Raw genomic sequence first — 16,258 nt, forward strand, 5'->3', positions numbered from 1 at the left:
AGAACGGGTGTGGCTATACGTATCCGCGTTCGATCAACGCGTAGAGATCGTCATCGCTGCGGCTCTCCAGACTCGTGTCCTCCACCGTTTCGCCGGCCTCGGGCGCCGCGTGTGCCTCGGGCGTCTCGGGCGTCTCGGGCGTCTCGGGTTCGAGGAGGGAGAAGAGGCGTTCGGCGAGCGCGTGCGGAGTGGGGTAGGTGAACGCGACGGTGGCCGGGAGCCGCACCGCGACCGCCGCGCCCAGCCGGTTGCGCAGTTCCACCGCCATCGAGGAGTCGAAGCCGAGTGCCTTGAAGGTCTCGGTCGCCCGTGCCTGGAGATCGGTGCCCGTCAGGCCCGCGCCCTTGGTGCTCAGCAGCGCCGCGGTTTCGGCGCACACGAGGGCGAGGACCGCTGACGGCGAGCCCAGGTCCGCCGCCCTGGTGCGCGCACCCGGCCCGTTCGCCTGCGTGGCGGGGCCACCCGCGGTGTCGGTGCCGGCGGGCGCCGTCAGCCAGTACCGCTGCCGCTGGAAGGGGTAGGTCGGCAGGCCGATCCGGCGCGGCCGGCCGGCGGCGAACACCGCCTGCCAGTCCACCGGCACCCCGCGCACGTGCAGCTCGGCCAGGGACGTCAGGACCTTGCCCAGGCTGCCGTCGTGCCTGCTCAGGGTGCTCACCACCGCAGGCGGGCTCGCCAGCGCGTCGGCGGCCTCCTCCATCGCCACCTGGAGCACGGGATGCGGGCTGACCTCCACGAACACGCCGCCGCGCTCGCGCATCAGGTTCTGAACGACCTCGCCGAAACGTACCGTGGAGCGCAGGTTGTCGTACCAGTACGAGGCGTCGAGCCTGCGGGTGTCGAGCGGTCCTGCGGTGACCGTGGAGTGGAACTCCACCGCCGTCTGACGCGGTGTGATGCCGGCGGCGGCCTCCAGCACCTGGTCACGGATGCGTTCGACCTGGTGGGAGTGGGACGCGTACTCGATCCTGACCCGGCGCACCCGGACCCCGTCGCCGGCCGCCAGCGCGGCGAACTCCTCCAGTGCCTGAAGGTCCCCGGCGATCACCACGGAGGCCGGCCCGTTGACCGCGGCCACGGACAGCCGTCCGGACCACCGCCCGAGCCGGTCCTCGACCCAGGCCAGGGGCGCGGCCACCGCGTTCAGCCCGCCCAGGCCGGCCAGAGCGGTCAGTGCCCGGCTGCGCAGGGCGACGACCCGGGCCGCGTCCTCCAGGGAGAGCGCACCCGCCGCGCACGCCGCGGCGATCTCTCCCTGCGAGTGCCCCACCACCGCGTCGGGGACCACTCCCAGCGACCGCCACAGCCGCGCCAGGGACACCATCATCGCGAACAACGCGGGCTGGACCACGGCGTCCCCGCGCTCCAGCGACGGCGCCGACTCGGCGCCGGTGATCAGGTCCAGCAGCGAGAAGTCCAGCCACGGGTCCAGCGCCCGCGCGCAAGTGTCGATCGCGTGCGCGAACACCGGCGACTCCGCGTAGAGCTGCCGTCCCATGCCCAGCCACTGCGACCCCTGGCCGGGGAAGACGAAGACGACCGGACCCGCGGGCCCCGTGGCGACGCCGCGCACCGCGCGGGCCGCGTCACCGCCCGCCGCCACCAGGTCGAGGCCGGCCAGCGCCTCCGCACGGTCACCGCCGAGCACCACCGCCCGGTGCTCGAACGAGGACCGCGTCGACACCAGCGAATGTCCCACGTCGGTCGCCGACAGCGAGGCGTCGGCGGTCACGAGCTCCCGCAACCGCGCCGCCTGCTCCCGCAGGGCCGGCTCCGAGCGCGCCGACAGCACCCAGGGCACCACGCCGGAGACGCTCGCGGGGACCGGGGCCTCGTCCGTGGCGGGGGGTTCGGTCCGGGACTCGGGGGCCTGTTCGAGGATCACGTGCACGTTCGTGCCGCCCATGCCGACCGACGACACCCCGGCCCGCCGCGGCCGGCCCGGCTCGTCCGGCCAGGGCCGGGCGGCCCTGGGGACGTCGAAGTCCTCCTCGAAGTCCGCGATGGCGGGGTTCGGGGAGCGGAAGCCCGGCTGCGGAACCAGCTCGGCGCGGTCGACGCACAGCGCGGCCTTCACGAAGCCGGCGATCCCCGCGGCCGGCTCCAGGTGCCCGACGTTCGCCTTCACCGAGCCGATCACCAGGGGGCGGCTGCGGCCGGCTTCCCGGAACACCTCGCGCAGACCGGCTATCTCGGCCGGATCGCCGAGCCGGGTGCCGGTGCCGTGGGCCTCGACGTAGTCGACACCGTCGAAGGCGATCGCCGCGCGCCGCAGGGCGGACAGCACGGCCGCCGCCTGCCCGGTGGGGCTGGGGTCGGGCATCCGGGAGGACGCGCCGCCGCTGCCGACGCCCCAGCCGCGCACCACCGCGTAGATGTGGTCACCGTCGGCGACGGCGAGGTCGAGCCGCTTCAGCAGGACGAACGCCCCGCCCTCTCCCCGGATGAAGCCGTTGGCCCGTTCGTCGAAGGGGAAGCAGCGGCCGTCGGGCGACAGGGCGCCCAGGTTCGCCAGCCCGGCCCCCGCTTCCGGGTCGGCGATCAGGTGTACGCCGCCGGCGATCGCCATGTCGACGGCGCCGGACCGGATCCGGTCGCAGGTCAGCGCCAGGGACACGAGTGAGGAGGACTGGCCCGAGTCCGCGCAGAAGCTCATGCCGCGGACGTCGAGCAGGCCCGAGATGCGGTTGGCGATCAGCGCGCCGCTGGAGCCGAGCGCGGCGTAGTGGTCGTCCTGGTCGCTGCCGGAAGCCTTGCGCAGCAGTTCGTAGCCGGAGGGCGCGGCGCCGACCACGACGTCGACCTCGCGGCCCGCGAGCGTGCTCGCCGGGATGCGGGCGTCCTCGACGGCCTCCCAGGCGAGCTCCAGGCCCAGCCGCTGCACGGGGTCCATGGCGGCCGCTTCCGCCGGTCCCGTTCCGAAGAAGGCGGCGTCGAAGGCGTCGATGGAGTCGAAGAAGGAACCCGAGTTCAGGGTGGCGGCGTCCGGGTGGGAGGTGTGCTTGGAATGCGCGTCGGCCGCCCGGTGCTGGGGAAATGTTCCGATGGTGGACTTCCCGTCGTGCAGCAGGCGCCAGAACTCGGCCAGGTTCTGCACACCGGGAAAGCGGCACGACATCCCGATGACGGCAATATCGGTGGCTGCGCCACTCATGGCATTCCTTCCGGTTCCCTCGGTGTACGGCTCTTTGACGGGCGGCTGGCTTGCGTTCACAGCCAACGGGTCAGCAACTTCCGCAGCTCGTCCGGCGCGTCCATGAAGTCGTAGTGACCGCCGTCGACCACCCGGAATTCGACCGAGTCCGCGTACTGGCGCCACCCCTGGAGGTCGGCGAGGGTCACGTCCGGGTCGTCCCGCCAGTGCAGTACGACGATGGGGCAGTCCACCGCGACCGGCTCGGTACGCCGGTACGCACCCGCGGCCGCGTGATCGCGCAGCAACACCATGAGGCCGAGATCGATCATGTCCGGCCGCGGCTCGATCCCCCGGCTGCGGACGAACGCCTCGACCTCGGCGCGCAGTTCGGGCTCGGTCATGGTGAGCATCCGGTCGCGCGCGGCGTCGTGCGGGGCCGGCTGGCCCGACACGAACAGACAGTCCGGCGTGGGCAGGCCGAGCTCGGCGAGCCTCAGCACGGTCTCGTACGCGGGCAGCGCACCCGCGCAGTGCGCGAAGAACGCGTACGGCCGGTCGAGCAGCGGTGCCAGGGATTCGACCAGGCCGGCGGCGAGGTTCTCGTAGGTGCCGTAGTGCGGATGGCCCAGCCGGTTCTCCCGGCCGGGGAACTGCACCGGGCAGACCTCGACGTCGTCGAGCGCGGCCGGCCAGGCGCTGAAGGCCGAGGCCCCGGACCCGGAGAAGGGGAAGCAGAAGATCCGGGCGGGGTGGCCGGTGGACGGCGGCCGGACGAACCACGGCGACAGGGCGGTGGTGGAGCCGGATGTCATGACGTCTTTCGTTTCTGGGCGACGATGGGCAGGTGGGTCATCCCGGCGATGAAGTACGACCGCAGGTGCTGCGGTTCGCCGGCGAGCTCGATCGATCCGAAGCGCTCGAGCAGTTCCTCGAAGAAGATGCGCAGGGTGAGCCGCGCCAGCGGTGCGCCGATGCAGAAGTGCGGCCCGAACCCGAACGCGACGTGCCGCTTGGCGTTGCTGCGCGTGATGTCGAACGTGTGCGGGTCGGCGAACTGGGACGCGTCCCGGTTGGCCGATCCGATCCACGCGACGACCGCCGCACGGGCCGGGATCGTGCCCCCGGCGATCTGCACGTCGTCCACCGCGTACCGCATGAAGTTGCACGCGGCCGAGGTCCAGCGCAGCCCCTCCTCGACCAGGTTCGGGATCAGCGTCGGGTCGGCCTGCGCCTTCTCGAACTGCTCGGGCCGCTCGATGAGCGCCTGCACCGTGCCCGAGACGGTGTGCGGCGTCGTCACGTTGGCGCCCAGCAGAATGCTGTAGCCGTCGAGGGCGATCTCCTCGTCGCTCAGCGGCGCGCCGCCCGGGCGGACGCTCATGAGGTGGGCGAGCAGGGTGTCGTCCTCGCCACCGGTCGCCCGCCGCCGCTTGACCCACTCGGTGACGTAGTTGACCAGCTCGTGGTGGGAGATGGCCAGCGTCGCGGCCTCGTGGCCGACCATGAAGTGCGGGTCCGCGGGAGCCGTCACCATCGCGGTCAGCTGGACGAGTTCCTCCCAGTCCTTCGCCGGGATGCCGAGCAGCGGGCCCGTGACCATCGCCGGCAGGAGCAGCGCCCGCTCGGCCAGGTCGAAGGTCTCACCGTCGAGGGCCGGCTCCAGGAAGCGCCGGATCGTGCCGCGGATCGAGTCCTCCCAGGACTTCACCGCCCGGGCCGTGAGCTTGGAGCCGAGGGGCCTTCTGACCTCGGTGTGCCGCGGCGGGTCGGTGGACGTCAGCAGCTTGCCGGCCGCGGGGTCGTCCACCCCGACGTGGGTGGGTGTCGTGCCGCGCTCGGAGGTGAACTCCCGGTGGTCGCCGAGCACGCGGCAGACGTCCTCGTGGCGGGTCACCGACCAGAACTCCCGGCCGTCCGGGAGGACTTGGTGGTGCAGGGGCGCCTTCGCCCGCATCACGTCCCAGACCGGATGCGGATCGCCCGAGGTGTACAGGTCCAGGTCGAACAGGTCGACGCTGTCGAGGTCGACGTCGCGCCCGGGACCCGGCGTCAGCCTCACGCCGCCGCCCTCCCCTGCTCGATCAGCTCGGCGACCCGGGCCGGGGTCTGCGCCAGGTAGAAGTCGCGCACGGACAGCTTGACGCCGTAGTCCTGCTCCACCCGCTCGATGATCTTGATGCCGGACAGCGAATTGCCGCCGAGCGCGAAGAAGTCGTCCTGCGGACCGATCTCGCAGTCGAGGTATTCGGCCCACAAGTCCGCGATTTCCTGCCCCAGTGACACCGGTGCGCTCGACGGCGCGGCTTGACGTTCCATTGCCAGTCTTTCCTTCCTCCGCCGACCGGGAATGCCCGCTCGCGTCGTTTTCGGTCCGGGGTCCGGACCGCCATCGCCATGACGACCACTGGGGCCGGATGCGCTGTCCCGCCGGCGAGACAAATTCTTTGAATGGCCGAATTGAGTGTGGCGTGCATTCGCGTCCGTTCACACCGGGTTGGTGGTGTCCCGTGCTGCGCCGGCGGTCGGGTTGAGAGCGACACGGCGAGCGGACAGGGCCATTCGACAGCGGCTCGGTGCAACGACGTTAGAGGCCCGGTGGAATGCGGGGGAATGACGTGGGGGCGTCCGGGGGGCGCGGGGAACGCAACGGGCCGCCACGGCGAAGGGGAGTTCGCCGAGGCGGCCGGGGAGGGGATGGGGAGCGGTGGGGCGAGGTCACACCCGCTTCTTGAAGTTGGCGACCGCCCACACGTAGCCGACGACCGTCAGCCCGGCGCACCAGGCGACGGCGGCGACGACGTGGCCGGTCGAGGGTGCGCTGCCGGACAGCAGGCCGCGCAGCGTCTCGATGATCGGGGTGAAGGGCTGGTACTCGGCGAACTGCCGCACGCCGGTGCCCATCGTGTCCGCCGGGACGAACGCGCTGCTCAGGAACGGCAGCATGATCAGCGGCACGGTGGCCATGCCCGCGGACTCCACGGTCTTCGCGCCCAGGCCCATGGCGACCGTGAGCCAGCTGGTCGCGAACCCGAGGAACAGCATGACGCCGATCGCGCCGAGCCACTGCGGGAAGCTCGCGTGCGGACGGAACCCCATCGCGAAGCCGACGCCGATGATGGCCGCGTCGGCGATCAGGGCGCGCAGCGTCGTGGAGACGACGTGACCGAACAGCACGGCGCCGTGCGAGACGTCCATGGCCTTGAAGCGGTTGGTGATGCCCGTCGTCATGTCGCTGTTCACGGCCGCCGCGGTCGGCCCCAGCCCGTAGGTGATGGCCATCACGAGCAGACCCGGCACCGCGTAGTCGACGTACTTGCCCTGGACCTTGAAGGCACCGCCGAACACGTAGACGAACATGAGCATCATCACGATCGGGAACAGGACCGCGTTGAACACGGTGACCGGATTCCGGGTCGTGTGCTTGTAGTTGCGGCGCATCATGATCGCCGCGTCGCCGAACGAGGTCGAGACACTGCTCACGGTGCGACCGCCTCCTTCTCCTTGATCGTGTGCTCGGTGTTCGCGCTGCCGCCGGCCGTGTTGTCGGTCAGGGCGAGGAAGACGTCGTCGAGGTCCGGTGTGTGCACCGAGAACTCCCGGGCGTTGACGGCGTGTTCGTCGAGCCGGCTCAGCAGGGCCAGCAGCGACCTCGGCTCACCGTCGTTGGGCACCCGCAGGGTCAGCTCCTCGTCGTCCCGCGTGGACCCGGGCAGCACCCGGGCCGCCGTGTCGAGTTCGTGGATGTCGGCGAAGCGGAACCGGGCGTGGGTGCCGGGGATCTGGCGCTTGAGCTCCTCGGGGGTGCCCTGGGCGACCAGGCGGCCCTGGTTGAGCACCGCGATCCGGTCGGCGAGCTGGTCGGCCTCCTCCAGGTACTGGGTGGTCAGGAAGATGGTGGTGCCCTCCGCCACCAGCTCGCGGACGATCTGCCACATCGTGCGCCGGCTGCGCGGGTCCAGACCCGTCGTCGGCTCGTCCAGGAAGATGACCTGGGGGTTGCCGACCAGCGTCATGGCCAGGTCCAGCTTGCGGCGCATACCGCCGGAGTAGGTCGCGGCCATCTTGTCCGCCGACTCCACCAGGTCGAACCGCTCCAGCAGCCGCGTGACCAGCTCGCCGGCCGCGCGCACGCGCTTCAGGTCCGCCACCAGGCGCAGGTTCTCCCGGCCCGACAGCAGCTCGTCCACCGCGGCGAACTGGCCGGTCACGCCGATGGCCGCGCGGACCTGCTTGGTCGCGGTGACCACGTCGTGCCCGGCGACCTGCACCGTTCCGGCGTCGGCCGTCATCAGCGTGGTCAGGATGTTCACCGTCGTCGTCTTGCCGGCCCCGTTCGGACCGAGCAGGGAGAAGATCGACCCCGCGGCGACATCGAAGTCGATGCCGTCGAGCACGACCTTGTCGCCGTATGCCTTGCGCAGTCCTGAAACTGCAATCGCTGAACTTCTCATGCTTCCACTTTCCTCTCCGGCCCTGTCACTGCCCTGTCACGGCGCTTGACCCCGTCTTGCCTGGTCACAGCCGCGCGTCCGGTCGGCGGCCAGCGCTTGGTCAGCGGCCGCGGGCGGACTCCGCTTCGATCACGTCCAGCACCTCGCGGCCGTGGTCGACCAGGTACATGTGATCGCCCGGGAACTCGGCGTAGCTGAATTCCGCCGTGGTCGCGGCCTGCCACTGCCGGGCCTCCTCCGCGGTGACCAGGCCGTCGTGGTCGCCGCGCAGCGAGCAGATCGGCACCGACACCGGTTCGTCGGTGCTCGGGACGTAGGCCTCGTGCATCTCGCAGTCGGCCTGCAGCGCGGGCAGGATCAGCTCACGCATCTCCGGGTGGTCGAGGGCCTCGTGCCGGAACCCGGCGAACTCCTCGACCCTGGCGAGGAACTCCTCGTCCGGCAGGCCCGCCGCCCGCCGCTCGCGCTGGGTCCACGGTCCCGGCGAGCCACTGACGACCAGCCGCTCGACGTGCACGTCGCGGTGCTTGAGCAGGTGCACCAGCTCGTAGGCGAGCACCGCGCCCAGGCTGTGCCCGAACAGCACGGTCCGTGTCCCCGCACCGAGGTCCGCGACGATGTCGTCGATCGATCCCTTGGCCGCCTCGACGACGTTGCGGTACGGCGTCTCCAGGATCCGCCGTTCCCTGCCGGGCAGTTCGACCGAGGTCACACGCCACCGGCCGGCGGCCAGCTCCCGCCACGGGTGGAAGAACGAGGGACCCGCTCCCGCGAACGGCACGCACAGCAGCGTGGTCTGTTCCCCGTGTGCCGCGGATGTGCCGGGTGCTGTCACCCTGACCAACTCCATTCTTTCGTCCGGTGCTTCATGCGATGTTCTCCGCGACCGCGTGGTCCGGTCGCCGGGCCAGCTTGGCGTTGATGACCTCGAAGACCTCGGCCACGGGTGCGGGCATGTGCATTTCGTGGTGCACGGCGCGTACGTCGTGCACTTCGATGGCGCCGAGGACGTAGGGCCGCCACAGATGCGCGTAGGTCTCGTCCTGCTGCGTGGCGTTGAAGAACACCACGTCGCCGCGGTAGACCGGCGATTCGAAATCCATCATGCGGCGCATGTTGTTGGCGAGGACCTTCGACATGGTGTCCAGGAACTGTTGTTTGTTGCCGGTGTCGATGTACCGGCCGAAGTAGTCCTCGAGTTCGTCCCGGTACTCCGACACCTGCTTGCCGGCGTGTATCTCCGTGAATCCGTGTCCGCCGGGCTGGGAGTCCAGGATGGCCACCAGGGCGATGTCGTGACCGCGCCGGTCGAGCGCGTCGGCGACGGCCTGGACGACGGTGCCGCCGTAGGACCAGCCGATCAGGTGGAAGGGCCCTTCCGGCTGGATCTTCAGGATCTCGCCCACGTAGTCGTCGACCATCTCCTGCACGGAGCCCGCCAGCGGCGCGAGGCCGTCGGAGCCGCGGGACTGCAGGGCGTAGGCCGGCCGGTCCTGCACGTGCAGCACGAAGCTGAAGTAGGCCCAGCCGAGGCCGCCGCCACCGTGGAAGAACCAGATCGGCGGCTTGCCGGTGCCGGGGTCGCTGTTGAGGGGCAGGACGACCGCGAACGGGTCGGCGAGGTCCACGGGGGTGTCGCCGTTGAGCAGCAGCGCGGCCAGCTCGGCCACCGTGGGGAACTTCATGATCGTCCGCAGGGGGATGACGACGTCGAACTCCTCGCGGATGCGCAGGCTGAGCCGGGTGGCCAGCAGCGAGTGCCCGCCGAGCGCGAAGAAGCCGTCGTCGATCCCGACCTTCCCCCGGCCGAGCAGCTCGCCGAAGAGCGCACACAGCCTCTCTTCATGGGCGTTGCGCGGCGCGCGGCCGGCCACGGTGGTCGTGACCTCGGACGGCAGTGCCCGCCGGTCGAGCTTGCCGTTCGGGGTCAGCGGGAGTTCGGGCAGCACCAGCACCGCGGACGGCACCATGTAGTCGGGCAGCCGGCCGCGCAGGTACGCGGTCAGCTCCTCCGCCCGGACCTCGGTGCCCGGTCGGGGCACCGCGTAGCCGAGGACGCGCTTGTCGCCGTCCTGGTTCTCGTGCACCACGACCGCCGCCTGCGCCACGCCCGGATGTCCGGCGAGCACGTGCTCGATCTCCCCGAGCTCGATCCGGTAACCGCGGACCTTCACCTGGTGGTCGGTGCGCGCGATGTACTCCAGCTGACCCTTCCGGTTCCACCGCGCGAGGTCTCCGGTGCGGTACATCCGCGCACCGGCGGGGCCGAAGGGGCTCGGCACGAATCGTTCCGCGGTCAGCTCGGGCCGGCCCTGGTACCCGCGGGCGAGCCCGTCGCCGGCGATGTACAGCTCGCCCTGCACCCCGCGCGGGACCGGGCGCAGCCGGGCGTCGAGCAGGTACACCTGGGTGTTGCCGACCGGGGTGCCGATCGCCACCCCGGCCCCCGCCGCCACGGGCGCCATGGTCGACCAGGTCGTCGTCTCGGTCGGGCCGTACCAGTTGCCCACTTCGGCGGCCTGTTCCGCCAGGGTCTGGGCCAGCCGTACCGGCACGGCCTCGGCGCCGGTGATGATGCGCAGGCCCTGTGCGGCGTCCGGCTCGTGGGCCAGCAGCATCTGCCAGAAGCCGGGCGTGGCCTGTACGGCGGTGACCTGGTGGCGGCGTATCAGCGCCAGCACGGCCGAGGGGTCGGTGACGGTGTCCTTGCGCGCCATGACCATGGTCGCGCCGCAGACGAAGGGGAGGTACAGCTCGGTGTTGGCCATGTCGAACGAGACCGTCGTGCTGAACAGCATCCGCTCCCCGGGCGCCAGCGGGAACCGCCGCCGCACCGAGGCGAGGAAGTTCGCGACCGCGCCGCGCGGGATGGTGACGCCCTTCGGGGTGCCCGTCGACCCCGACGTGTAGATCACGTACTGGGTGTTCTCCGGCCGTACGGACACCTGCGGTGCCGTGTCCGGATACCCCGAGCAGTCCGCACCGGCCAGCGTGCCGGCGTCGAGGACCAGCGCCGGGTCGGCCTGCTGGAGGATGTGGTCGATGCGGGCGCGCGGGTGGTCGGGGTCGATGGGCACATAGGCCGCGCCGGCCTTCAGCACGGCCAGCAGCGCCACCATCAGGTTCACGGTCCGGGGCAGGCGGACGGCGACCAGCGTCTCGGCGCGCACACCGCGCTCGACCAGCCAGTGCGCCAGTCTGTTCGACCGGGTGTCCAGCTCCTGGTAGGTGAGGGACTCCTCCTCGCCGATGACGGCGAGGGCCCGTGGTGTCGCCCGTACCTGCCGGCGCACCGCCTGAACCAGGCCCGCCTCCAGGGTGGGCTCGGCGGTGTCGTTGACCTCCGTGAGCAGCCGCTCCCGCTCCCCCGCGAGCAGCACGTCGACGTCACCGACCCGCATCGCCGGATCGGCGGCCACCTGCTCCAGGACGCGTGCGAACCGGGCGGCCATGGCCTCCACGGTGTCCCGGTCGAACAGCTTGGTCCCGTACTGGATGTCGCCGTACAGCGTCCCGGTCTCGTCCGTGGTCATGCTGAAGAACAGGTCGACCATGGCCTTGGCGGTGAGGGCCTGCCGGAACTCCACGTGGAGTCCGGGGAATTCGAGGACCGGCTTGGCGAAGTTCTGCCAGCCGCACATCACCTGGAACAGCGGCCGGTACGCCGTGGAGCGGTCGGGGTTGATCGACTCGACCAGGACGTCGAAGGGCACGTCCTGGTGCTCGTAGGCCGCCAGTGCCTTGGTACGCACCTGGGTGAGCAGGTCGGTGAAGGCCGGATCGCCGGAGAGGTCCACGCGCAGCACGAGGTTGTTGACGAAGCAGCCGATCAGGTCGGCCAGCGCCTCGTCGGTCCGCCCGGCGATCGGCGAGCCGATCGGCACGTCCTCGCCGCCGCCGAGCCTGGACAGCAGCACCGCCAGCGCGGCCTGCACGACCATCGCCATGGTGACGCCGCGCTCGGCGGCCAGCTTCTCCAGAGCGGCCGCCACCTCCGTCCGCACCTCGAAGCCGACGGCGCCGCCCTCGGTGGACACCTCCGCGGACCGCGGGCGGTCCAGCGGCAGGGTCAGCGGCTCCGGTATCCCGGCCAGCTCCTCGCGCCAGTAGTCCAGTTGCGCCGCGCCGAGACTGTCCGGGTCGGCGAAGTCGCCGAGCACCTCGCGCTGCCAGAGCGTGTAGTCCTTGTACTGCACCGGCAGCGGCTCCCAGCCGGGCGCCCGGCCGTCGCGGCGGGCGGCGTAGGCCTCGGCGAGGTCCCGGGCCAGCGGTGCGCCCGAGCTGCCGTCCGTGGCGATGTGGTGGATGGCCAGGACCAGGACGTGTTCCTCGGGGGAGCAGCGCAACAGGGTGGCCCGGAACGGGATTTCGGCCGCGAGGTCGAACTCGTGCGCCACCGCCTCGGCGATCGCCTCGTCCACGTCCTCGGGCAGCACGTCGACGACCGGCACCGGCACCGGTGCCTCGGCCGCCGGCAGGATCCGCTGGTGCGGCTCGCCGGCGGCGTCGGTCACGTACGTGGTGCGCAGGATCTCGTGCCGCTCGACGACGTCGCGCAACGCCGCGACGAGTGCGGCCTGGTCCAGGCGCCCGGTCAGCCGCAGGGCCGACGGCATGTTCCAGGTCTCTCCGCCCTCGAGTTGGTGCAGGAACCAGTAGCGGCGTTGCGCGTACGACAGGGGAATCATCGGGTACGTCCCTCACGATCTTCATGGAGTAGATGGGGCTGCACTGTGCAGCCAGTCCCTCCAACCGCGGTGGGGCGCGGCTGACCAGTCGCTATGTCAGCTTGGGGCCGACGACCTCGAAGAACTGGGCCACGGGTGCGGGCATGTGCATCTCGTGGTGCGTGGCGTTCAGGTCGTGCACCTCCAATGAACCGCCGACGTACGGCCGCCACAGGTGGGCGTACGACGTGTCCTCCAGGGCCGCATGGAAATACAGCACGTCGCCGCGGTAGACCGGCGACTCGAAATCGATCATGAGGGCCGTGTTGTTCGCCATGACCTTCGCCATGGTGTCCAGGAAGCCCTGCCGGTTGCCCATGCGGATGTACTGGCCGAAGTCGTCCTCCAGCTCCGCCCGGTAGTCCGACGACTGCTTGTCGGCGTGTACCTGCCTGAAGCCGTGTCCCCCGGGCTGGGCGTCCAGGATGGCCACCAGGGAGATCTCGTGGCCGCGCCGGTCGAGCGCGTCCGCGACGGCCTGGACGACCGTGCCGCCGTAGGACCAGCCGATCAGGTGGAAGGGCCCTTCCGGCTGGATCTTCAGGATCTGGGTGACGTAGTCCTCGATCATCTCCTCCGCGGAGGCGGCGAGCGGTTCCACGCCGTCGGAGCCGCGGGACTGCAGGGCGTAGGCCGGCCGGTCCTGCAGATGCGCCGCGAAGCTGTAGTACGCCCAGCCCAGGCCGCCGCCTCCGTGGAAGAACCACACCGGCGGCTTGCCCGTGCCGGGATCGCTGTTCAGGGGCAGCAGGACCGCGAACGTGTCGGCGTCGTCGGTGGGCACGCCGCCGGCGAGCATCAGCGCGGCCAGCTCGGCCACCGTGGGGTACTTGATGATCGTCCTGATGGGGATGTCGATGTCGAACTCTTTGCGGATGCGGACGCTGAGCCGGGTGGCCAGCAGCGAGTGCCCGCCGAGCGCGAAGAAGCCGTCGTCGATGCCGACGTTCTCCCGCCCGAGCAGCTCGCCGAAGAGGGCGCACAGCTTCTCCTCGTAGGCGTTGCGCGGCTCCCGGCCGGTCACGGCCCTCGTGTCCTCCTCGGGCAGTGCGCGCCGGTCGAGCTTGCCGTTCGAGGTCAGCGGGATCTCCGCCAGCGGGATCAGCGCGGACGGCACCATGTAGTCCGGCAGCCGCTGGTGCAGGTACGCCGACAGCTCGCCGGCGTCGAGCGTGGCATCGGGCTCGGGCACCGCATAGCCGACGAGGCGCTTGTCGCCCTCCTGGTACTCGCGCACCAGGACCACCGCCTGCGCCACGTCCGGGTGTCCGGCCAGCGCGTGCTCGATCTCGCCCAGCTCGATGCGGAAGCCCCGGATCTTCACCTGGGAGTCGGCTCGCCCGACGTACTCCAGCTGGCCGTTCCTGCTCCAGCGCACCAGGTCGCCGCTGCGGTACATGCGCTCACCCGGCTCGCCGTAGGGGCAGGCGACGAACCGTGAGGCGGTCAGGCCCGGCCGGCCGTGGTAGCCGCGGGCCTGGCCGTAGCCCGCCACATACAGCTCCCCGGTCACTCCGGTGGGCGTCGGCCTGAGGTTCGCATCCAGGACGTAGGCGCGCAGACCCGGGACGGCCGGGCCGATCACGCTGGCCCTGTAGCGGGCGGCGGAGTGTTCGTCCAGGTCGATGCGGGTGACGTGCACGGTGGTCTCGGTGATGCCGTACATGTTCACCAGCACCGGCGCGTTCGAGGCGTGGCGCGCGTACCACTCCGCGAGGCGGCCCAGGTCGAGGGCCTCGCCGCCGAACACCACGTACCGCAGCGCCAGTTCCTGGCCGGGCGCTTCGGCGTCGGCCTGGATCAGCTGGTAGAAGGCGGAGGGTGTCTGGTTGAGGACGGTGACCCGCTCGCGCGCGAGGAGCTTCAGGAAGTCGGCCGGGGAGCGGGAGACGTCGTAGGGGACCACGACCAGGCGGCCGCCGTACAGCAGCGGGCCCCACAGCTCCCACACCGAGAAGTCGAAGGCGTAGGAGTGGAAGAGGGTCCACACGTCGTCCGCGCCGAAGGCGAAGTCCTCGGTGGCGGTGAAGAGTCCGACCACGTTGCGGTGCGGGATCAGCACGCCCTTGGGGCGGCCGGTCGACCCGGAGGTGTAGATGACGTACGCCGGGTGACCGGGGCGCAGCACCGCCCGGCGCTCGGCGTCGGTGAGGTCGGCGGCCGGCTGCCCGGCGAAGGCCTCGGCCCCATCGAGGTGGACCAGGGGCAGGTCGTGGGCCAGGTCCTGGGCGGTGGCGTTGGTGCTGGTGGTGACCAGCAGGACCGGGCTTGCGTCCTGGACGATGTAGGCGATGCGGTCGGCCGGGGAGTCGGGGTCGATCGGCAGATACGCGCCGCCCGCCTTGAGCACCGCGAGCAGCGCGACGACCAGCTCGGCCGAGCGCTCCAGGCAGACTCCGACCAGGGACTCGGGGCCCACTCCCCGGGCGACGAGATGCCGTGCGAGCCGGTTGGCCCGGGCGTTCAGCTCGCCGTAGGTGAGTGTGGCGCCGTCGCAGGTCACGGCGACCGCGTCGGTCCGCTGGGCAGCCTGCCGTTCGAACAGCTCGACCAGGGTGGCCTCGGGGATGTCGCCGCCGGTGGCGTTCACCCCCGTCAGCAGGTGCTCGCGCTCCGCCGCGCCGAGCACGTCGACGTCCCCGATGCGCATCGTCGGATCGGCGGCCAGCTGCTCAAGCACCCGCACCAGCCGGGCGGCGATCTCCTCGGCCGAGTCCCGGTCGAACAGCTGGGTCGCGTACTGCAGGTCGCCCCGCAGCGCCCCCGACTCGTCCACGGTCAGGCTGAAGAACAGGTCGACCATGGCGGTAGACGGGATGGCCTGCTCGAACGTCACCTTCAGGCCGGGGATGTCGAGGTCCGGCTTCTGGTAGCTCTGCCAGGCGAACATCACCTGGAACAGCGGCTGGTAGGCGGCGGAGCGTTCGGGGTTGATGGCCTCGACCAGCAGGTCGAACGGCACGTCCTGGTACTCGTAGGCCGTCAGCGCCTTGTCCCGCACCTGCGCGAGCAGGTCGGTGAACGCCGGGTTGCCGGACATGTCGGCGCGCAGCACCTGGGTGTTGACGAAGAACCCGATCAGGTCGGCCAGCGCCTCGTCGGTCCGCCCGGCGATCGGGCTGCCGATGGTCACGTCGTCCCCGCCGCCGAGCTGGCGCAGCAGCACCGCCAGTGCGGCCTGCAGGACCATCGACATGCTGGCCCCGCGCTCGTCGGCCAGCTTCTGCAGCCCGGCCGCCACCTCGGCGTCCACCGTGAGGCCGATGGTGTCGCCGTGCGAGTTCGCGGCCGCGGGCCGCGGGCGGTCGAACGGCAGGTTCAGCGGCTGCGGCACCCCGGACAGTTCTCCCCGCCAGTGATCGATCTGCGCCGCGGCGAGGCTCTGTGGGTCGGAGGGGTCGCCGAGCACCTCGCGCTGCCACTGCGCGTACTCCTTGTACTGCACGGGCAGCGGCTCGAACCGCGGCGCCCGGCCGTCCCGGCGGGCGGTGTAGGCCTGGATCAGGTCCCGCATCATGGGCGCGCTGGAGCTGCCGTCCGAGGCGATGTGGTGGACGACCACGACCAGCACGTGTTCCTCGGGGGAGCAGCGGAACAGGCTGGCCCGCAGCGGGAGTTCGGCGGCCAGGTCGAACCGGTGGGCGACGGCCTCCTCGATCGCGCCGGCCAGTTCCTCAGGCGCCACCTCGACCACCCGCAGCCGCGGGTCGGCCTCCGCTGCCGGCAGGATCCGCGAGAAGGGCTCACCGCCGTCGTCCGTCGCGTAGAGGGTGCGCAGGATCTCGTGCCGGTCGACCACGTCGCGGACCGCCGCGCCGAGGGCGGCTTCGTCCAGGGGCCCGGTCAGCCGGAACGCCGCCGAGATGTTGTAGGTCGCCGCCCCCTGCTCCAGCTGGTGCAGAAGCCACATACGGCGTTGGGCGAATGACAGCGGAATCATCGGT

9 protein-coding genes are annotated in these 16,258 nt (G+C 71.2%); all 9 read right to left on the minus strand.

Annotated elements, in window-relative coordinates; genetic code table 11:
* Positions 1-13 precede the first annotated feature (13 nt).
* On the minus strand, positions 14-3,154 hold the full coding sequence (locus ACWC2T_RS34575; protein WP_450674288.1) for a type I polyketide synthase: 3,141 nt from the start codon (positions 3,152-3,154) through the stop codon (positions 14-16).
* 56 nt (positions 3,155-3,210) lie between these two features.
* On the minus strand, positions 3,211-3,948 hold the full coding sequence (locus ACWC2T_RS34580; RefSeq protein WP_450674289.1) for a thioesterase II family protein: 738 nt from the start codon (positions 3,946-3,948) through the stop codon (positions 3,211-3,213).
* Positions 3,945-5,195 (minus strand): cytochrome P450, encoded by a 1,251-nt coding sequence (locus ACWC2T_RS34585; RefSeq protein ID WP_450674290.1) that lies wholly within the window; start codon positions 5,193-5,195, stop codon positions 3,945-3,947. The genes ACWC2T_RS34580 and ACWC2T_RS34585 overlap by 4 nt, the downstream gene beginning before the upstream one ends.
* Positions 5,192-5,452, minus strand: a complete 261-nt coding sequence (locus ACWC2T_RS34590) for an acyl carrier protein (RefSeq protein ID WP_450674291.1) — start codon at positions 5,450-5,452, stop codon at positions 5,192-5,194. Before ACWC2T_RS34590 ends, ACWC2T_RS34585 begins: the two co-directional genes overlap by 4 nt.
* 399 nt (positions 5,453-5,851) lie before the next feature.
* The gene (locus ACWC2T_RS34595; RefSeq protein ID WP_450674292.1) at positions 5,852-6,616 is read right to left on the minus strand and encodes an ABC transporter permease; all 765 of its coding nucleotides are present in this window, start codon (positions 6,614-6,616) and stop codon (positions 5,852-5,854) included.
* On the minus strand, positions 6,613-7,587 hold the full coding sequence (locus ACWC2T_RS34600; RefSeq protein ID WP_450674293.1) for an ATP-binding cassette domain-containing protein: 975 nt from the start codon (positions 7,585-7,587) through the stop codon (positions 6,613-6,615). Before ACWC2T_RS34600 ends, ACWC2T_RS34595 begins: the two co-directional genes overlap by 4 nt.
* Positions 7,588-7,687: 100 nt before the next feature.
* Positions 7,688-8,437, minus strand: a complete 750-nt coding sequence (locus ACWC2T_RS34605) for a thioesterase II family protein (RefSeq protein ID WP_450674294.1) — start codon at positions 8,435-8,437, stop codon at positions 7,688-7,690.
* A gap of 16 nt (positions 8,438-8,453) precedes the next feature.
* Positions 8,454-12,275 carry a non-ribosomal peptide synthetase gene (locus tag ACWC2T_RS34610; protein ID WP_450674295.1) on the minus strand — a complete coding sequence of 1,274 codons (3,822 nt, stop codon included), beginning with the start codon at positions 12,273-12,275 and terminating at the stop codon, positions 8,454-8,456.
* 91 nt (positions 12,276-12,366) lie between these two features.
* A complete protein-coding gene (locus ACWC2T_RS34615) occupies positions 12,367-16,254 on the minus strand; it encodes a non-ribosomal peptide synthetase (protein WP_450674296.1) in 3,888 nt (1,295 codons plus the stop codon).
* Positions 16,255-16,258: the final 4 nt, after the last annotated feature.

The sequence above is a fragment of the Streptomyces sp. NPDC001393 genome (genome assembly GCF_053597455.1).